The organism is Bacillus cereus group sp. RP37 (genome assembly GCF_040459695.1).
In the GTDB taxonomy this organism is placed as follows: domain Bacteria; phylum Bacillota; class Bacilli; order Bacillales; family Bacillaceae_G; genus Bacillus_A.
The window spans coordinates 3,740,503-3,759,396 of record NZ_JARVHP010000001.1 but is presented as its reverse complement, the minus strand read 5'-3'; the positions used below and the strand labels follow the sequence as shown (position 1 = coordinate 3,759,396).

Here is an 18,894-nt window from a genome sequence, read left to right as displayed (position 1 = left end):
ATGGGAGTTGGCTAGATTTGAAATTACAAGATGATATTCCGTTAACAATTTATTTTGAAATCGGAAATACGAAAAAGAAAATTGAAGATTTGCTTCATATAACGAAAGGTACATTGTATCGTCTTGAAAATTCAACGAAAAATACGGTGCGTCTTATGCTTGAGAATGAAGAGATTGGAACCGGAAAGATTTTGACGAAAAACGGGAAGATGTACGTTGAAATCGTTGAATTGAAAAGGTAGGGAAGGGGATTGTCATGAGTGGCGAAAAATTAAGCCAAGAGCAAATTGATGCCCTGCTGAAGGCGGTTAATGAAGGCGAGGAAATGCCAGCTTTCGCACAAGAAGCAGGAAAGCAAGAGAAATTTCAAGAGTATGATTTTAATAGACCGGAGAAGTTCGGTGTTGAGCATTTACGTAGCTTGCAAGCAATTGCTTCTACATTTGGTAAACAGACGTCACAGACGTTGGCAGCGCGTATGCGTATTCCAATTGAGCTTGAGCCTTCAACGGTTGAGCAAGTTCCGTTTACGAGTGAGTATGTGGAGAAAATGCCGAAAGATTACTATTTATATTGCGTTATTGATCTTGGCCTCCCGGAGCTTGGAGAAATTGTTATTGAGATTGATTTAGCGTTCGTTATTTATATTCATGAATGTTGGCTTGGTGGAGATAGTAAGCGTAACTTTACGATGCGCAGACCACTTACCGCATTTGAGTTTTTAACACTGGATAATATTTTTATGCTCCTTTGTAAAAATTTAGAGCAATCATTTGAAAGTGTTGTGGCGATTGAACCGAAATTTGTAACGACGGAGACAGATCCGAATGCATTAAAGATTACGACAGCGAGTGATATCATTTCATTACTGAACGTAAATATGAAAACAGATTTTTGGAATACGACGGTGCGTATCGGTATTCCATTCTTATCTGTTGAAGAAATTATGGATAAGTTAACGTCTGAAAATATTGTCGAACATTCTTCGGATAAGCGTAAAAAGTATACGTCTGAAGTGGAAGTGAAAGTAAATCAAGTGTATAAACCTGTTCACGTTGCAATTGGCAAGCAAAAGATGACAATGGGTGAGATTGAACAAATTGAAGAAGGCGATATTATTCCGCTTCATACGAAAGTTTCGGATGAATTACTTGGTTATGTAGATGGAAAGCATAAATTTAATTGTTTTATTGGAAAAGATGGAACGCGTAAGGCGCTCTTATTTAAAAGTTTTGTAGAGTAGGAGGATCCATATGAAGCATGAAGTATCTCCTGTATCATTAATGGGATTAGAAGATTTTGCAGGAAAGCGAAATGAAGCAGGTAAAGCACATATTGATACTGTTTCAGACATTTCGATTGAACTTGGTGTAAAGCTTGGGAAGTCATCTATTACACTTGGTGATGTGAAACAGTTAAAAGTGGGCGATGTTCTGGAAGTAGAGAAAAACTTAGGACATAAAGTAGATGTGTATTTAAGTAATATGAAAGTCGGCATTGGGGAAGCGATCGTAATGGACGAGAAGTTCGGTATTATCATTTCTGAAATTGAAGCTGACAAGAAGCAAGCTGCGCTTATGAAAGCGCAAAGTCAAATGCAAGATAAAGAGTAGAGGAGGAGTCATATGTCGTATATGACGACCTTATTTCAAGTCGTTTTACTGTTTGGTGCGCTCGGCTACGGTGCATATTATATGACGAAAAAGACGCGCAAGCAGCAGTTTTTTAAACAAGGTGAAAATGGCCACATTCAAGTGAAGGACGGCGTGTATTTAAATCATCAAACGAGCGCCTTTTTATTTGAAGTGGACGGCAAGCAAGTGTTCACTGTTATTAGTAATAACGGTGTGCAATCTGTGCAATTAACAGGAACAGGAAATCAGTTTCAACAAGCGCTAGAAGACGCGGTGAAGAGTGAAACGAAAAAAGTAGAGGATCCATCATGAGAATAAAGAAACAGTTATCATTATTAGCCGTTATTTTCGTATTTTCTATCGTTTTTTCAATTATTTTTGTAAATCCAGCGTATGCAGCCCAAAACGGTTTTATTAATTTCGAAAATGGAAAAGAGTTTACGAGTAATTCAAGTGTACAATTATTTGCGCTCGTTACCCTTTTATCATTATCTTCATCTATCGTTCTATTATTTACACATTTTACTTATTTTATGATCGTTCTTGGGATTACACGTCAAGGACTTGGGGTAATGAACTTACCACCGAACCAAGTGCTTGTAGGACTTGCACTATTTTTATCCCTCTTTACGATGCAGCCTGTACTTGGGCAACTGAAGAGCGATGTGTGGGATCCGATGACGAAAGAGAAAATAACAGTAAGTCAAGCTGCGGAAACGACAGCTCCGATTATGAAAGAGTATATGTCAAAGCATACGTATAAGCATGATTTAAAAATGATGCTGAAAGTGCGTGGAGAAGAGTTACCGAAAGATTTGAAAGATCTTTCCTTATTTACGCTCGTACCATCCTTTACGTTAACGCAAATCCAAAAGGGACTCTTAACAGGGATGTTCATTTATTTAGCGTTTGTATTTATAGATTTGATTATTAGTACACTGTTAATGTACCTCGGGATGATGATGGTACCGCCGATGATTTTAAGTTTACCATTTAAAATACTCGTTTTCGTATATTTAGGCGGATATACAAAAATCGTCGACATTATGTTTAAAACGGTCGCCTGAAGCGTTTGATGCTATGTGATAGGAGTCATATAAATGAATACGTCACCAATTATAGATATTTTTCAAACCTTTTTTTATAAAGGGGTTATGATTTTAATGCCGGTTGCCGGCGTAAGTATGATTGTCGTTATTATTATCGCTGTCATTATGGCGATGATGCAAATTCAAGAGCAAACGCTGACGTTTTTACCGAAAATGGCGAGTATCGTACTCGTTATTATCATTTTAGGTCCGTGGATGTTTCAAGAGTTAACGACGCTTATTTTAGATTTATTTGATAAAATTCCATCGCTATTGCGTTCTTACTAAGATAGGTGGACTGAAATGAATATGGAATTATGGGCGGCGACGTTTTTTGCGTTTTGCCGCATTACTTCATTTTTATATTTTTTACCGTTTTTCTCAGGGCGATCCATTCCAGCAATGGCGAAGGTTACAGTTGGACTTGCTCTTTCGATTACAGTGGCCGATCAAGTTGATGTTTCTCACATAAAGACCGTTTGGGACGTTGCAGCTTATGCAGGAACGCAAATTGTAATTGGATTATCACTTTCAAAAATTGTAGAAATGCTGTGGAACATTCCAAAAATGGCTGGGCATATTTTAGACTTTGATATCGGTTTATCACAGGCAAGTTTGTTTGATGTAAATGCAGGTTCACAGTCTACTTTACTATCAACCATTTTTGATATATTTTTCCTAATTATTTTTATTTCACTTGGCGGCATTAATTATTTCGTTGCCACGATTTTAAAGTCGTTTCAATATACAGAGGCGATTTCAAAATTGCTGACGACTAGTTTTTTAGATAGTCTACTCGCAACGTTATTATTTGCGATTACATCAGCGGTTGAAATTGCTCTTCCGCTAATGGGGAGTTTGTTCATCATTAACTTTGTTTTAATTTTAATCGCAAAAAACGCTCCGCAATTAAATATTTTTATGAATGCATTCGTCATTAAAATTACGTGCGGTATTTTGTTTATTGCGATGAGTGTACCGATGCTCGGTTATGTGTTTAAAAATATGACAGATGTATTGCTTGAGGAATATACGAAACTATTTAACTTTTTCTTAACGAAGTAGGGGGACGCGCATGGCAAAGGATAATAAAACAGAAAAGGCCACCCCGCAGAAGCGTAAGAAATCGCGTGAAGAAGGGAATATTGCCCGGAGTAAAGATTTAAATAATTTATTTTCCATACTTGTATTAGCAGTTGTCGTTTACTTTTTCGGAGATTGGCTCGGTTATGAGATTGCAAATTCTGTAGCGGTGCTGTTTGATCAAATTGGGAAAAACACAGATTCAACTGAGTATTTTTATTTAATGGGTATTTTACTACTGAAAGTATCGGCTCCAATATTAATACTCGTATACGCTTTTCATTTATTCAATTATATGATTCAAGTCGGTTTCTTATTTTCTTCTAAAGTCATTAAGCCGAAAGCGTCGCGTATTAACCCAAAAAACTATTTTACAAGATTGTTTAGCCGTAAAAGTTTAGTAGATATTTTGAAATCACTATTTTATATGGGGTTAATTGGTTACGTCGCTTACGTTCTCTTTAAAAAGAATTTAGAGAAAATTGTTAGTATGATTGGATTTAACTGGACTGCGTCACTTACTGAAATTATTAGGCAAATTAAATTTATCTTTTTAGCCATTTTAATTATATTAATCGTTCTTTCTATTATTGATTTTATTTATCAAAAATGGGAGTACGAACAAGATATTAAGATGAAAAAAGAAGAAGTAAAACAAGAGCATAAAGATAATGAAGGGGACCCGCAAGTAAAGGGGAAACGAAAAAACTTTATGCATGCGATCTTGCAAGGGACAATTGCGAAGAAGATGGATGGCGCAACGTTTATTGTAAACAATCCGACTCATATTTCGGTCGTACTTCGATACAATAAACAGGTTGATGCAGCACCAATTGTCGTTGCAAAAGGGGAAGATGAGCTCGCATTATATATACGAACGCTTGCCCGTGAACAAGAAATACCAATGGTGGAAAATCGTCCGCTTGCTCGTTCTTTATATTATCAAGTCGAGGAAGATGAGACGATTCCAGAAGATTTATACGTAGCTGTAATTGAAGTTATGCGCTATTTAATTCAAACGAATGAACTTGAAGTATAATAGCGCGGTTGGAGGAGATCTCTTGTGTTTAAGATAGATTCTGCAAGAACCTATTTTTCTATCTTTCTAGCAGCGTCATTCGTAGTGGCGCTCTTAATTCCACTTCCACCATTTATACTTGATATCGTTATCGTTTTTTTACTAAGTATGTCAGTGCTTATTTATATGCGAGCAACAAGTATTAACGAGTGGGATGAATTAAAGTCATTTCCGACGATGCTGTTATTAATCGGGATTTTCCGCGTATCGATTAACGTATCGACGACGCGAGCGATTTTGACAGATGGAAATGCGGGGCATGTTATTGAAGAGTTCGGCCAGTTTGTAATTGGCGGGAACTTATTAATTGGTATCGTTATTTTTACAGTATTAATCATATTCCAGTTTATCGTTGCAAACGGTGCATCTCGTACAGCTGAAGTTGCAGCTCGTTTTACACTTGATTCTTTACCGGGGAAACAAATGTCGATCGATGCTGATTTAAACCAGCGTATTATTACTGAAAAAGATGCACAGGCAAAACGAAAAAAGTTAAATATGGAAACAGAGTTTTACGGAGCGATGGATGGTGCCGGAAAGTTCATTAAAGGGGACGTTATTTTCGGGATTGTCATTTTATTCGTAAACATTATTTTCGGTTTAATTGTCGGGATGATGCAGCAGGGCATGAGCTTTGCTGAAGCAGCTATTCACTATACACAGTTAACTGTCGGTGACGGAATCGTAAACCAAATTGGTTCGTTAATGCTTGCAATTTCAACCGGTATTATCGTGACACGTGTATTTGATGGTTCAGCGGATACAGTAACAGAAGGTATCTTTAAAGAGTTATTAGCACATGAAGTTGTTGTATATGCGCTTGGTGGTTTATTTATCGCAATGGGTATTTTTACTCCGCTACCATTTCTACCATTCGCACTCGTTGGTGGAACAATTATCTTCTTAGGAATTCGTAATAAAAACCGAATAAAGAAAGAAAAAGAAGACGAGCTTCAAAAAGAAATAGAAATGATTCAAGGCGAAGATGAGCAACTGCAACAAGTGGAAGATTCATTCGGAGTATTTACAGATAAATATCCAATTATTGTAGAACTCGGCTTAGATTTAGCTGCACTTGTAAAGCAGAAAATTAACGGGGAAACAGCTCGTGATAAAGTTGTTCTTATGAGGAAGTCGATTATTACCGACCTTGGTATTAACGTTCCTGGAATTAACTTTAAAGATAATACGAGTTTTAGACCACGCGGACGTTACATTATTCGTATTAAAGGTGCGAAGGCAGCTGAAGGTGTTTTAAAATCAGGTTACTTATTAGCGCTGAAAACACCGAATGTAATGGCCGATTTAGATGCAGAACCAGCGAAAGATCCGATTTTCGGTGAAGATGGATATTGGATTTTAGAGCATATGGTACAAGATGCACAAATGAAAGGCTATCAAGTATTAGAGCCACTTAGTATATTAATTACGCATTTAGATGTTGTCGTTAGACGTAATCTGCATGAGTTAATTCAGCGTCAACATGTAAAAGACTTAATTAACTCGCTTGAAAATGATAACGGCGTTTTATTAGAAGAGATTAAGAAGAAAGAAATCGACTTATCACTCGTTCAAAATGTTATTAAACAACTTCTAAAAGAGGGTATTTCTATTCGCGATTTACCAACCATTATCGAAGGTATTATTGACGGAAAAGAAATTTATCAAAATCATGTTGACGGTGTAACGTCATTCGTCCGTGAATGTATTTCAAAAGTTATTTGTGAAAATGCGAAAAATCCTGACGGTAAAATTTATGCGGCGCTCTTCTCAGATTCAATCGAGTTAGATGCGGACGTTGTGAACAATTCTTATCAAGGGTATTTATTAAACTGGGATTTAGATTTAGAAACGCGAGTAGTTGAGCAAGTACAACGTGTCTTTAAACAGGCTCGTTTAATGGGAAGAGAACCAGTGTTATTAACGCGTAGAAAAGATTTCAGATTTGCAATAGTAAGACTTCTTGAGCGTTATCAAGTAGAAGCGCAAGTACTTTGTATTAGCGAATTAGCACCAGAAATTGTTGTAGATCAAATTGCTTATATTGAATAGTAGGGGGTGAAGTAATGGAAAGTACAGAAAAAAAAGAAGCGTTAATGCGAATAAAAGCAGCTTCGAAAAATGAATTGTATCGAAAGTTATTTGACCAATATGGTACAGATTATTATTACGTTGTCGATGAAAGTGTAAAACGAAATATCCCGTTTTTTTGGAAAAAGAATTATGAAATGTTAGTTGCTTTTCCAGAGGATAAACAGGAAGAAGTGAACGAAGGCACAACTCAATTTCATGAACAATTAATGGATGTTGTGAATGACCCTTTTGAACAAATTGTGAAGGCGGATGGAATTCGATCGGTACTGCACAATTTAGAAAACGTGACGACTTCTATGTCATACGCGGCGATGCAAACAGGAAATAGTGAAGAATGGGCAAAAAAGAAAGAAAAACTATTAAAGCTGTTTGAAAAAGGTATCGTCGTTGTGAAACAGACGGAAGAAACGAAAGTAACGAAAAAGCAAAAAGCTGTGAAAAAAGTCGTTCCCGTCAAGAAAGAAGAAGTTGTAAAAAAAGAAAATCAAGAATCTGTACCATTTATTATTCAAAAAGTAATTCGGATGCTAGAGCAAAACGATGTAGAACAATACTTCATTCATGCATATGCTGAAAAGTTAAAAGTGAAATTTGAGAATGCAACGATGATTACAGAAGAAGAAGTGATCGGATATATACTAGAAGATATGAGATCTCATTTCAACACGGAAAATGTTTTTGAAAAAGAAGTGCAAACAATTGCATTAATTGGTCCAACAGGTGTTGGAAAAACGACGACACTTGCGAAAATGGCATGGCAATTTCACGGTAAGAAAAAAACGGTTGGTTTTATTACGACAGATCATTCGCGTATTGGGACAGTACAGCAACTGCAAGATTACGTCAAGACAATTGGATTTGAAGTAATTGCTGTACGTGATGATGCTGCAATGACAAGAGCGCTTACGTATTTTAAAGAAGAAGCGCGCGTCGATTATATTTTAATTGATACAGCCGGAAAAAATTATCGTACGACAGAAACAGTGGAAGAAATGATTGAAACGATGGGACAAGTAGAACCAGATTATATTTGTTTAACGTTATCAGCTTCGATGAAAAGTAAAGACATGATTGAAATCATTACGAATTTCAAAGATATTCATATTGATGGTATCGTATTTACGAAATTTGATGAAACAGCAAGTAGTGGTGAATTGTTGAAAATTCCAGCAGTATCATCAGCTCCAATTGTATTAATGACAGACGGACAAGACGTGAAGCAACATATACATATCGCTACAGCTGAACATTTAGCGAAACAAATGTTGCAAACATCATAGAAAAGAGGTGAAGGATAAGGCAACTGCCTTATTCAAACGAGTATGAACGGTCTTTATATAGGTTCTATGGGTATGATGAATTATATGCAGCGCATTAATGTTCATTCGAATAACGTTGCAAATGCTCAAACGACAGGATTTAAAGCAGAAAATATGACTTCTAAAGTATTTGATGTACAAGACACATATCGCCGTGGTGATGGAGCTGTGACAAATATCGGTTCGGTCGATTACGCTGTAGTACCAGCCGCAACGCATGTGAACTTAGTACAAGGAAATATACAAATGACAAATAGTGCTACAGATTTCTTTTTAGATGACGGTACGTCTGGCGCAGCTTCGTTTTTCGTTACATCTAAAAATAATGAAACGTTTTTAACGAGAGACGGTAGTTTTACAGTAAATAGTGATCGTTATTTGCAAACAACTTCAGGCGCTTTCGTAATGGGAGAGAATAATGAACGTATTCGTATTCCAGAAGGAGCAAAAGTAGCTGTACAAGCAGACGGTACGTTATATGATGCAGTAACACAAAATAATATTGCCCGCCTGCAAACAAAAACAGTAGGTGCAGAAGCGAATAATCGTCTCGTACAAAGAGAGAACAAAAGCTTTACACTAGCAGAAGGAAACATTGCTGATTTACCGAACGGAACAGGGACAGTAAAAAATCATATGCTAGAAAATTCAAATGTAGATATGACGAAAGAGATGGCTGATCTTATGACGGATCAAAAAATGATTTCAGCGTCACAACGTGTTATGACTTCGTTTGATAAAATTTATGAAAAAGAAGCGAATGAAATATTGAGATAGAAGACTCCCGTTAGTGGGAGTCTTTTTTTATTGCATTTATTACAGTTACACCATAAAATGATATTGATAATCATTATCATTTTATTCATTTCTATAAGAATGGAATTTCATAATGACAGCAACATTCGTTTAACTAAGTGAATTAAAAACAAGGGGATGGTGTGTATATGTCTACAAACAAACAACTTTGTATTGGATTATGTTTAATTTCTAGAAAGAAAGAGGAAGAGTGTATATTTGATTCGGGAATTGATGAACAAGTAGAGTTAGCGAAACAGGCAGAAAAATCGAAGTTAGATTTTGTTTTTAAAGCAGATTATTTAGTGGCGCACCCAGATTTAATTGCTCGTAATAAAGGGAATGTCATTTTAGATCCGACGTTACTGTTTACTGCTATTGCGTACGCAACAGAAAAAATTGGAGTCGTGACGACTGCTTCAACTTCGTTTTATCCACCATATATACTAGCGAGGCAATTACAATCTTTACACTGGATTAGTAACGGCCGAGTAGGGTGGAATATTGTCACATCCATTGACGGTGCTGAAAACTTTGGTGAGGAAGGGATGCCATCATCAGAAGAGCGATACGCAAAAGCGGCAGAATGTACAGCGTTAGTAAGAAAGCTTTGGGGTAGTCACCCTAATGAAGTATTGAAAGTAGATAATCCTGATGTTATTAGAGAGATGGTAAAGCCTATTGAGCATAATGGTGAATACTTTGAGGTGAAAGGTCCACTAAATATTCCGCAGCATATTTCAGGGGAAATGCCATTATTCCAAGCTGGTGCTTCAGAGTCAGGCCGGAATTTTGCTGCTTCTGTTGCTGATGCAATTTTTGCTGCAACGCCAGATGTAGAGTCAGGAATGGAACTGCGTCAAGATTTAAGAAAAAGAGCAGAACAGCATGGCCGAAAGCAAGATGATATACGTGTATTGCCTGGATTATATTTCTTTATCGGCGATACATATGAAGAAGCGTTAGAAATGCATAGGCAAGCTCATCAACATCTCACAAAAGAAAAGAGATACTCGTTACTCGAAATGGTTCTCGGACTAGACGCTAGAGGGATTCCGCTGGAAAGTAAGGTTACAGAAGAGATGCTGCCAAGTCGGGATCAAACGGTTCGCAGTAAAACACATGCCGAATTATTATGGAACTTCATTATGAAAAATGAACCAACTGTTGAACAAATACTAGAACGACCAGAAGTTGTTGGCTCCGCTCATTGGGTTGCAGTTGGTACACCGCAAGACGTTGCGAAGCAAATTATGGATAGATTTGAGGCTGGAGCGTTAGATGGATTTATTGCCATTCCAGGAGGACCTCCAAAGTCACTAAATCTATTTTTTAGTGAAGTCATTCCTTTATTTGTGAAGGCTGGTGTATTTAGAGAAGAGTATACGGGTTCTACTTTGCGCGAACATTTAAGGGGAAATGCATCAAAATCTTTGCAGTTAAAATAACAGGATATGTATAAAAAGCCTTTCATAAGAAGGCTTTTTATTTTTGGTATAAATTTCAGAATTATCAATTGACTTTACGGGTCTGTTTTTTTATATTAGTAGGTATACTAATAACTACTAATATACATACATCGTTTTGAGATGAGAGTTATATAGAATGTGAGGGATTACCGATGGATGAAATTATAAAGGAATTACAAAAGTTAGGTTTTTCTCAGTACGAATGTAAAGCGTATATTGGACTACTAAAACATTCTCCAGTAACTGGGTATGAAGTGAGTAAACAAACAGGGGTACCTCGTTCGATGATTTATGAAGTACTCGGTAAATTGATGGATAAAGGAGCGGTGCATATTGTTCCTACTGAGCCAGTGAAATATGTACCAGTACCAGCTACGGAGTTAATGAATCGAATGCGAAGGGATTTTGAAAAGTCCTTTGAATTTTTAGACCAGAAATTAAATGGTTTAGAACAAGAGCGACAAATAGATGTAATTTCGCATATTCGCTCCAATGATCGTGTTGTAAAAGAAATATGCAATATAATTAATAGGGCGAAGGAAGAGCTATGGATTTCTGTATGGGAAGATCAAGTGCATGAAATTGAGCCATATCTTCATCAAAAGGAAGAGGAAGGTGTACATATATTTTCAATCCTGTTCGGCGCTCCAAATACAAAAATAGGCGCGACGTTTCACCATAATTATATGACGCCCCACGTTGTTGAAAAGAGAATGGGCGGTCATTTAACTGTTATTGCGCGTGATGGAGAGGAAGTATTAATTGCGAACTTCTCAAATGATAGTACTTCATGGGCGGTTACAACGTATGACCCAGCTTTAGTTCTCGTTGCTACAGAGTATGTGCGACACGATATTATGGTTGAAGAAATCACGAAGGAATTTGGAGCTGATAAGTTAGATACGTTATGGCGTGAAAATATAGATTTAGTTCATGTCGTAACAGGAAAACGAACTTTAGAAGGAATGGAGGATGATACGGATGAGTAAAGCTCAGGCACATGTAGCTTTGCAGAGCGATGATACATTTCAGCAAGGAGTAAAAGATTGTTTACCAACTGTATTTGGTTATTTGAGCATTGGTATAGCAGCTGGTGTAATTGCAAAAACAGCAGGTTTCTCCATCATTGAAATTGCATTTATGTCCACTTTAATTTATGCAGGTTCTGCCCAATTTATATTAGCTGGTATGTATGCAGCTGGTGCTCCTGCTTCAGCAATTATTTTCACCGTCTTTTTTGTTAATTTACGCCACCTTCTAATGAGTGCTGCCCTTGCACCATACTTTACGAAACTTCCACTATTAAAAAACGTATTTATCGGTTCTCAAATTACAGATGAAACGTTCGGCGTGGCAGTACAGCATGCAGCGCAAAAAGGATATGTAGGCGACAGGTGGATGATGGGCTTAAATGTAACAGCATATTTAAATTGGATACTTGCTACCATTATTGGCGGGCTGTTTGGTGAGTGGATACCAGATCCGCATACGTACGGGATGGATTATGCATTACCAGCAATGTTTATCGGATTATTTGTACTTCAGCTCATAAGTAGTAAACCGAAACTAGCAATTCATCTTACTGTTGCAATTGTAGCGATTATGATCGCATACGTTGCACACCTATTTATGCCAGATAGTATAGCTGTTATTCTTGCTACATTATTAGCTGCGACGATTGGAGTGGTGATTGAAAAATGGAAATGAGATTAGATGTATTATTACTTTTACTAGCGGCAGGAGCTGTCACACTCATACCACGTATTTTACCTCTTCTCGTATTTAGCAAACTACAAATTCCAGACTGGGGTTTAAAATGGTTAAATTACATACCAATTGCGATATTAGCAGCACTTTTAGCACAAGTATTATTTATGCATGAGACGATGCAGTGGGACTACCTTATCGCAGCAATTCCAACATTTCTTGTTGCAATATATACTCGTAGTTTATTAGGTACAGTATTAACAGGAGTGATTGTGATTATTTTGTTACGTTTCTTTTTCTAAAAAGGATTACGCTCATATAATAGCGAAAGGTGTAATAACATGAACGGTATAGGGGTGGTGTTATGATACTTTTAACGATAGGAGCAATTTTGTTAACGTTATTTATTTTCTTTATTATCGGCTTCATTACGTTTATGATGTTTGTTGATAAGGCGACACCTCAAATTTATTACACACCTTGTGAGTCAGTGACAGTAAAATCTAAAGGTAAACATAGAAGGAAGAAAAGTTGAATGTTGGCTTTTCTTCCTTTCTCTTTATCTGATTTTTCTGTATAATTAAGTTGGTTATCCAACTAACTTAAAAGGTGGTCATAGAAGTGGCAAAACCGAACGTTGTTAATAAAGAGAAGTTACTAGAAGCAGCAAAAGAAATGATTGCACAGCACGGGATGGAAAAGTTGACATTAAAAGCAGTTGCAGAGAGTGCTCAAGTTACACAAGGTACCGTATATTATCATTTTAAAACGAAGGATCAATTATTACTTGAAGTGACCGAATCGTTTTGTAAAGCGTCGTGGGAACAAATAGGAAAGGATGTACAGTTAGAAAAGGCTTTACAGTCTGCCGAAAGTAGATGTGTGAAAGATTCAATGTATCATCATTTATTTTTTCAATTAGTAGCTAGTGGATTACAAAATGATGCAATGAAAGATAAAATTGGTGAACTGTTACATTATGAAAATCAAGAATTAACAAGAGTGTTAAATAAAAAAGTAGGAGATACAATGACATCTCAAATTTCAACTGAAACGTGGAGCATTTTATGTAATGCATTAATTGACGGGTTGGCATTGCAAGCATTATTCAATCCATCTTTTTCGAAAGATAAAGTATATGGTGATTTGTATATGCTCTTGGAAAAGTTTACAGTGCTACAAAAGGGAGGAGATGGTAGTGAATAATAAACTTTGGCTCACTATTTTATTTTCTATTGGCGTTTGGCTTTTTGCCTCAACATTCTTCATTATTTTCGGTTCTTCCGTTTTATTAGAATACACTTCAAATAGCTTTTTTCTACACATGACGTTTCTTGAATTAGGAACAGCTATAGCTTTATACTTTGTAATGTGGTTATACAAAAAACTAGATACTACGAAATATGCAGTTATTAAGTTAGGTATATGTGGTACAGCCATAGGTTTAATTTTAGATTCTTACATCTTATATAATTCCTCTAATATATTCTCACAATTATCCTCGCAGCAAATCATATCATTTACCATTTGGATGGTTATTGCGTATGCTTTATATTTACTAATTCCTTTCGTCATGGAACGAAAAAAGTTGTTGTAAAGAGGTATGTTATCCTCTTTACAACAACTACATCCCCGAAAGAAGTAACAACAATAAACCAAAGAGAAAACTAATAAAGGAAAGAAAACCGATACATATGGAGAACACACGATTGTTTCTCCATTCGCGCCAGAAAACGATAAAACCTAAAATACAAAGGAAAAACCAAATGGGCAGGAATATGAATTCGCTAACTTTCTCAGGAAGTAAACCATAAAAAGTTGTTACATATAAGATCCAATTTGTAAAAAATAAAATGCAAACGATAATAGATTGTAAGTAGGGGCGTTTGAAAAACTCCCCTTTTTTTACTGTTACAAAAATGATAGTTAGCGCTGACATAAAGGCAATGAGTATGAAAATAAGTAAGAGTAATGTAAGCGTCATTTGAGTCTCCTTTATAAGATTGTTTTTGCAAGAAATGAATCTATTAAATTGTATGCTTGCTTTGTAGAGTGCTCGTTATATTTTTCAGTGTACGGATTTAAAAATCCATGTTCACCGTGTAGTTGTTGTATTTCTAATAAAGGATTCTTTTGTTGCTGCAATGTTTGAATTAAAGAGGATACTGAAAAACTAGCTTCTTTTTCAGGGAAGATAAGTAAGGTAGTACATGTTGGTTTCATATGAATATAGTCACGTATACGAGAACCGTAACAGCCGATAATAAAATCTATTTTCGGATTGTTACTACATAGCCATGAGATGGTAGCGCCAACACTAAAGCCGATAAGTCCAATATGTGTATAATTACTTGAAAGAGTATTGATGAATTCTTCAATTTGGTATTTCCCATCATCAAATCCAACATGATTTACAAAATGTTCATATGCTTTTTCTTCATCACTATAATGAAATGCGTGTTGTGGTTGTAGAAGATTAGGACAGAATACATCTATTTGAGATGAAGTGAAGTGGTGGGTAACGTGATGCATATGGTCGTTCACACCATATATTTCATGAACAGCAACGAGAGCTAATTTTTTCTTCATAGTTATAAAGTACCTCTATGAAACTTAAATTCTTTTTCAACAAGGCAGATACGCAGGTGGAAGTTTTCATACCATTGCTCACGACCTCTTTTTTTCGCTTCTTTATGTAAGGCGTTCTGTTTCCAATTTTCAATTGCCGCAAGAGATTCCCAATAAGAAATTGTGATTCCAAGTCCTGAATGATCTCGCGCACTTTCTACACCTAGAAATCCAGGTTGCTGCTTTGTAAGTTCCTCCATTTTGTCGGCAACGGTACTATAGTCTGCCGTATCATTTGATAAATTAGAAGTAAATATAACTGCATAATAAGACTTGTTTTTTTCTAAATTAGATGCCATTATGTTTCCCCCTTAATGTATAGTGTGAATAATTAATCCATAGTTTGTATTTTAGCAGGTCATAAAAAGAAAAGAAGTAGAAAATTCTTGTTTTTTCAGCTCCTGTAAAATAGAAGATAGAAGAAATTTATAATAAGTAATCTAAAGGAAGAAAAATGCCACTTCAAAAATGAAGTGGCATTTTTTATATTTCCTCTAAGCTATTAACTGGAACAGTTAATTCGCGTCCTGGATTTTTTACTTCATATATGCGGGCGGTTTCGTTGTTTTCATCGACGTGTTGAATGGTAACAGGCATGCCTTGAAAACTGACATTCGCTTGTTCTGATGACGCAGAAAGCTCTTTTGCATGTTGAATATTCATTTATATTCCTCCCATCATTATTATCTTTGCTAAAAAAGAGGAATAATATACCATTTCGAGACATTCTTAAAGTTTTTGTATTATTTGTAATGTTTCTTTAATAAATGCAGAGAAAATAGAATCTGGATACGATTGTATCATTTCATTTGCTTTTGTTGCTTCTTCAAGAGCTCTTTTTTTATCATTCAGTTTGACGTAACAAAGTGCACGATATGCACCTGCTGTTGTAAGCCACGATTGGTCAAGCGGATGGTTCATATAATCTGGTATAATAGCACGTTGCAATGCTTGTAAAGCTTCTTCGTAACGTTTTAATCCGTATAAAGCTTTTCCTTTTTCAAGATAATACAATCCGTCGTCTTGAAAAATGGGCTGATCTTTTAGTTTTTCTTGAAATTGTTCTACATGTTTTAATGCGATTGTATATTCATTAGTAATCGTGTTGTAGTAGTAAGCTTTTAAAATATCGATCATCGCAATGGATAGAGTGTCTTCTGTAAAAATGGCAAATTGCTCAGATTTTTTTATGTAATATAAATATTGTTCTTTATCAACTGTAATGACTTTTTGATAAGATAAAATCCGGTAAAATACATCTGTTTTATAATACACTTGATGTTTTTTTGAAAATGCGAGTGTCTCTAATATCGTTTTTTCACATTTTTCATAATCGCCACATGCTAGTAATATGATGGCTTCATATAAACATAAATCAATATGTATAATAAGATCCATTTCTAAATGTTTCTCTTCATAATCATTTCTAATATTAGATATAAGTTGTAAACATTCTGCATACTTTTTACGTGTGAATATTGCAAAAGATAATTTTAATTTTGTTTCCGTACTGTCGCGGTATAACTTATATTTTTCAAAAATAGAAACAGCTTTTTCTACGTAAGATTCAATGTTGTAATCTTTTATAATCACCGCGGCAGTTACGAATTGTTTGTATATATGAGCCGTATTTAAAGTAGAAGGGAGCTCTTTTTGAACGATAGGTAGTAAAGCCTCATACACTTCATCACATTTGTTTTCCTTTATGAGTTGCTCCATTTTTGTAATGAGTTCTACAATTTCTCCATCATCATCTTCTAATAAAAAACTCGCTTCACATTCAAGTTTTTCAGCGATATATTGTAATGTTTTCATGGAAGGTGTCGCTTTTCCATTTTCAATTTGACTAAGCATACTTTTCGTTAGTTCAGAACCTGCCAGTTCAGTTTGCGTAAGCTTTTTTTCTTTTCGCAATGCCTTAATTTTTTCGCCGAGAGTTGCCATATTGTAGCTCCTTTATAATTGAAAAGTTAAATACAATTAAACTTTTTGTTGTAATAATTGGAAAGTTGATTATATAATAAGTTTAACACAATTTAACTTTTAAGGGGAGAGATTCGTTATGGGAGATATAAGTATAGGACAACATGATACAAGAATGAAGATTGCAACGAGAAATATCATTTTAATGATGATTGGAAAAATGACGTCTTTATTAGGCGCAGGTATTTATACATTCGCAATGGGGTTATACGTATTAAAGACAACTGGTTCAGGGATGGGGTTTGCTATTACGCTCGTTTGCGGATCACTACCAAGGATGATTTGTGGTCCAATTGCAGGTGCTGTAGCTGATCGTGTGAATCGAAAATGGCTTGTCATTGGCACGGATTTATTAAGTAGTTTAACGATGCTTATTATGTTTATTCTTGCTACTATATTTGGGCCGTCACTTCTTTTTATTTATATTTCAGCAGCATTATTATCAATTTGTGCGAGTTTTTATTCTGTTGCATTAACTTCGTCTATTCCTAATTTAGTAGATGAAGGGCGTATTCAAAAAGCGAGTGCTTTAAATCAAACGGCAGCGTCTTTATCAAATATTCTAGGGCCAATTATTGGTGGAGTTGTATTTGGTTTCTTTTCAATTAAGTCGTTCTTTTTATTAAATAGTATTACGTTCTTTTTAGCAGTAATTCTGCAATTATTTATCGTATTTGATTTATACAAAAAAGAAGTGGCTGAGAGTAAAGAGCGTTTCTTGACGAGCATAAAAGAAGGATTTTCATATGTAAAACGACAGCATGAAATATATGGTTTAATGAAAATAGCGCTGTGGGTAAACTTTTTTGCGTGTGGGCTAACCGTAGCACTTCCATATATTATCGTCCATACATTGCATCTATCTTCAAAGCAACTCGGTACTGTAGAGGGAATGTTAGCAGTCGGGATGCTAATGGGTGCGATTGCTTTATCGGTGCGTAAAGAAGTGAATAATCCGTTTCGTTCTATTTATACGGGGCTGTTTTTGTTTGCGGGTTTAAGTTTATGTACAGTCTTCCCATTGGTAGTTACCATTTCAAAAGGGGCAAGTTTTATTTACTATATTGCTTTTATGATGTTAACGGGTATAGCAATTATGATTGTAAATATTCCGATGCAAGTACATATGCAAAAAACGACAGATCCGAGCTATTTAGGGCGTGTGTTTGGCCTACTTGAAACAATTGCTACTGCAATCGCACCACTCGGTATGATTGTATATGGATTATTATTAGATATGTTGCCAACTAGCATTGTTATGATGACGATAGGCGGAGGTTTATTGTTAGTTGTAGTAGTTGGAGTAAAGCAACATATGGTGAAAAAACAAGTGGATGTGTCGGCTTAAAAATAAGAAAATAATAAAAATTTAACTTATCATTATAAAAATGACTGAATTAGTATTTTAGTTTTTGAAACTCTTTTTCATGTGTGTTACAGTAAGGTGAGCAGGCAAAGAAAAGGAGAAAACATCATGAAAAAATTAAGTTTTGTTATGCTTTTTCTATTAGTCGTAATGGCTGGATGCAGTAATTATGACACGTATATTGAAACAGGTATGCAATCATTGAAAAATGAAAAATATAGTGATGCGATTATGTGGTTTGAAAAAGCGGAAAAAGAGAAAACAGGAAATGAAGCGAAGGCATATAAAGAAGTCGCTCAGTTATTGGATCGAGGTGCGACAGCATTAAAAGATGGTAAGTATTTAGAAACGAAAGATATTGCAAATGAAGTGCTACAAAAGAAAAAAGACGATGCACTTGAAAAAGCTGTAACATCAAATGCAGAGGATATGCTTCAAAAAGCAAAAGATGTGGAAAAGAAAGTAAATGAAAGAGTGGCAAAACGGAGAAAAGTAGAAGAAGAAGGAATCGATAAACTCATTAAAGCTGTCGACAGTATAGATGAAGTGAAAGAAAAAGAGAAGAAAGTTTCAGAAGCATTAGATAAGGCTGAAGAGGCACAAGCAAAAATTGAAGCGAAGAAAAATAAATAGAGTAATAGTTTAAAAGG

At 35.6% G+C, this 18,894-nt stretch carries 25 protein-coding genes; 20 read left to right on the top strand and 5 right to left on the bottom strand.

What is annotated here, in order from left to right:
• Window positions 1-17 precede the first annotated feature (17 nt).
• The 18 genes from QCI44_RS19805 to QCI44_RS19720 all read left to right on the top strand — a co-directional run bounded on the left by QCI44_RS19805 (window position 18) and on the right by QCI44_RS19720 (window position 13,864).
• Window positions 18-242, top strand: coding sequence for a flagellar motor switch protein FliN (locus QCI44_RS19805; protein WP_000775712.1), 225 nt, complete (start codon window positions 18-20; stop codon window positions 240-242).
• Window positions 243-256: 14 nt separating this feature from the next.
• Entirely contained in the window at window positions 257-1,243 is a 987-nt protein-coding gene (gene fliM / locus QCI44_RS19800) for a flagellar motor switch protein FliM (RefSeq protein WP_088112728.1), read from the top strand.
• 10 nt (window positions 1,244-1,253) lie between these two features.
• Complete coding sequence (fliN, locus tag QCI44_RS19795; protein WP_000680010.1) at window positions 1,254-1,613, top strand: flagellar motor switch protein FliN; 360 nt, start codon at window positions 1,254-1,256, stop codon at window positions 1,611-1,613.
• Window positions 1,614-1,625: 12 nt separating this feature from the next.
• Window positions 1,626-1,946 carry a hypothetical protein gene (locus QCI44_RS19790; RefSeq protein ID WP_000121176.1) on the top strand — a complete coding sequence of 107 codons (321 nt, stop codon included), beginning with the start codon at window positions 1,626-1,628 and terminating at the stop codon, window positions 1,944-1,946.
• Entirely contained in the window at window positions 1,943-2,701 is a 759-nt protein-coding gene (locus QCI44_RS19785; RefSeq protein ID WP_001220586.1) for a flagellar type III secretion system pore protein FliP, read from the top strand. Before QCI44_RS19790 ends, QCI44_RS19785 begins: the two co-directional genes overlap by 4 nt.
• 33 nt (window positions 2,702-2,734) lie before the next feature.
• A complete protein-coding gene (locus tag QCI44_RS19780; protein ID WP_001098085.1) occupies window positions 2,735-3,010 on the top strand; it encodes a flagellar biosynthetic protein FliQ in 276 nt (91 codons plus the stop codon).
• Window positions 3,011-3,025: 15 nt separating this feature from the next.
• The gene (locus QCI44_RS19775; RefSeq protein ID WP_071757438.1) at window positions 3,026-3,787 is read left to right on the top strand and encodes a flagellar biosynthetic protein FliR; all 762 of its coding nucleotides are present in this window, start codon (window positions 3,026-3,028) and stop codon (window positions 3,785-3,787) included.
• 10 nt (window positions 3,788-3,797) lie between these two features.
• Window positions 3,798-4,844, top strand: a complete 1,047-nt coding sequence (gene flhB / locus QCI44_RS19770; RefSeq protein ID WP_001040116.1) for a flagellar type III secretion system protein FlhB — start codon at window positions 3,798-3,800, stop codon at window positions 4,842-4,844.
• A 24-nt stretch (window positions 4,845-4,868) separates the two neighbouring features.
• Window positions 4,869-6,935, top strand: coding sequence for a flagellar biosynthesis protein FlhA (gene flhA, locus QCI44_RS19765; RefSeq protein WP_098506213.1), 2,067 nt, complete (start codon window positions 4,869-4,871; stop codon window positions 6,933-6,935).
• Window positions 6,936-6,949: 14 nt separating this feature from the next.
• Complete coding sequence (gene flhF / locus QCI44_RS19760; RefSeq protein WP_098506214.1) at window positions 6,950-8,257, top strand: flagellar biosynthesis GTPase FlhF; 1,308 nt, start codon at window positions 6,950-6,952, stop codon at window positions 8,255-8,257.
• A gap of 42 nt (window positions 8,258-8,299) precedes the next feature.
• A complete protein-coding gene (locus QCI44_RS19755; RefSeq protein WP_098985852.1) occupies window positions 8,300-9,073 on the top strand; it encodes a flagellar basal-body rod protein FlgG in 774 nt (257 codons plus the stop codon).
• Window positions 9,074-9,240: 167 nt separating this feature from the next.
• Window positions 9,241-10,539 carry an NtaA/DmoA family FMN-dependent monooxygenase gene (locus tag QCI44_RS19750; RefSeq protein WP_098985851.1) on the top strand — a complete coding sequence of 433 codons (1,299 nt, stop codon included), beginning with the start codon at window positions 9,241-9,243 and terminating at the stop codon, window positions 10,537-10,539.
• Between the two features lie 173 nt (window positions 10,540-10,712).
• Window positions 10,713-11,549 (top strand): TrmB family transcriptional regulator, encoded by an 837-nt coding sequence (locus tag QCI44_RS19745; RefSeq protein WP_098506217.1) that lies wholly within the window; start codon window positions 10,713-10,715, stop codon window positions 11,547-11,549.
• Entirely contained in the window at window positions 11,542-12,267 is a 726-nt protein-coding gene (locus QCI44_RS19740; protein ID WP_016088510.1) for an AzlC family ABC transporter permease, read from the top strand. Before QCI44_RS19745 ends, QCI44_RS19740 begins: the two co-directional genes overlap by 8 nt.
• Window positions 12,258-12,569 (top strand): AzlD domain-containing protein, encoded by a 312-nt coding sequence (locus tag QCI44_RS19735; RefSeq protein ID WP_033659657.1) that lies wholly within the window; start codon window positions 12,258-12,260, stop codon window positions 12,567-12,569. The genes QCI44_RS19740 and QCI44_RS19735 overlap by 10 nt, the downstream gene beginning before the upstream one ends.
• A 62-nt stretch (window positions 12,570-12,631) precedes the next feature.
• The gene (locus QCI44_RS19730) at window positions 12,632-12,802 is read left to right on the top strand and encodes a DUF3951 domain-containing protein (protein ID WP_016088508.1); all 171 of its coding nucleotides are present in this window, start codon (window positions 12,632-12,634) and stop codon (window positions 12,800-12,802) included.
• An 86-nt stretch (window positions 12,803-12,888) separates the two neighbouring features.
• Entirely contained in the window at window positions 12,889-13,473 is a 585-nt protein-coding gene (locus QCI44_RS19725; protein ID WP_016134076.1) for a TetR/AcrR family transcriptional regulator, read from the top strand.
• On the top strand, window positions 13,466-13,864 hold the full coding sequence (locus QCI44_RS19720) for a DUF5367 family protein (RefSeq protein WP_016088506.1): 399 nt from the start codon (window positions 13,466-13,468) through the stop codon (window positions 13,862-13,864). Before QCI44_RS19725 ends, QCI44_RS19720 begins: the two co-directional genes overlap by 8 nt.
• 27 nt (window positions 13,865-13,891) lie before the next feature.
• Here the strand turns inward: QCI44_RS19720 and QCI44_RS19715 are convergent, their stop codons facing one another.
• The 5 genes from QCI44_RS19715 to QCI44_RS19695 form a co-directional block, all read right to left on the bottom strand.
• Entirely contained in the window at window positions 13,892-14,251 is a 360-nt protein-coding gene (locus QCI44_RS19715) for a hypothetical protein (protein WP_016088505.1), read from the bottom strand.
• Window positions 14,252-14,262: 11 nt separating this feature from the next.
• Window positions 14,263-14,856, bottom strand: a complete 594-nt coding sequence (locus QCI44_RS19710) for a dienelactone hydrolase family protein (RefSeq protein ID WP_088083561.1) — start codon at window positions 14,854-14,856, stop codon at window positions 14,263-14,265.
• Window positions 14,857-14,858: 2 nt separating this feature from the next.
• Complete coding sequence (locus tag QCI44_RS19705) at window positions 14,859-15,194, bottom strand: antibiotic biosynthesis monooxygenase family protein (RefSeq protein WP_088083562.1); 336 nt, start codon at window positions 15,192-15,194, stop codon at window positions 14,859-14,861.
• 184 nt (window positions 15,195-15,378) lie between these two features.
• Window positions 15,379-15,558: an H-type small acid-soluble spore protein gene (locus tag QCI44_RS19700; protein ID WP_353811409.1), complete on the bottom strand. Its 180-nt coding sequence runs from the start codon at window positions 15,556-15,558 to the stop codon at window positions 15,379-15,381.
• 66 nt (window positions 15,559-15,624) lie between these two features.
• The gene (locus QCI44_RS19695; protein ID WP_098485758.1) at window positions 15,625-16,839 is read right to left on the bottom strand and encodes a helix-turn-helix domain-containing protein; all 1,215 of its coding nucleotides are present in this window, start codon (window positions 16,837-16,839) and stop codon (window positions 15,625-15,627) included.
• A 118-nt stretch (window positions 16,840-16,957) separates the two neighbouring features.
• Between QCI44_RS19695 and QCI44_RS19690 the strand changes: the two genes are divergently transcribed.
• Together QCI44_RS19690 and QCI44_RS19685 are read left to right on the top strand one after the other, a co-directional pair.
• A complete protein-coding gene (locus tag QCI44_RS19690; protein ID WP_098485757.1) occupies window positions 16,958-18,226 on the top strand; it encodes an MFS transporter in 1,269 nt (422 codons plus the stop codon).
• Between the two features lie 126 nt (window positions 18,227-18,352).
• Window positions 18,353-18,877 carry a COG3014 family protein gene (locus QCI44_RS19685; RefSeq protein WP_116329331.1) on the top strand — a complete coding sequence of 175 codons (525 nt, stop codon included), beginning with the start codon at window positions 18,353-18,355 and terminating at the stop codon, window positions 18,875-18,877.
• Window positions 18,878-18,894: the final 17 nt, after the last annotated feature.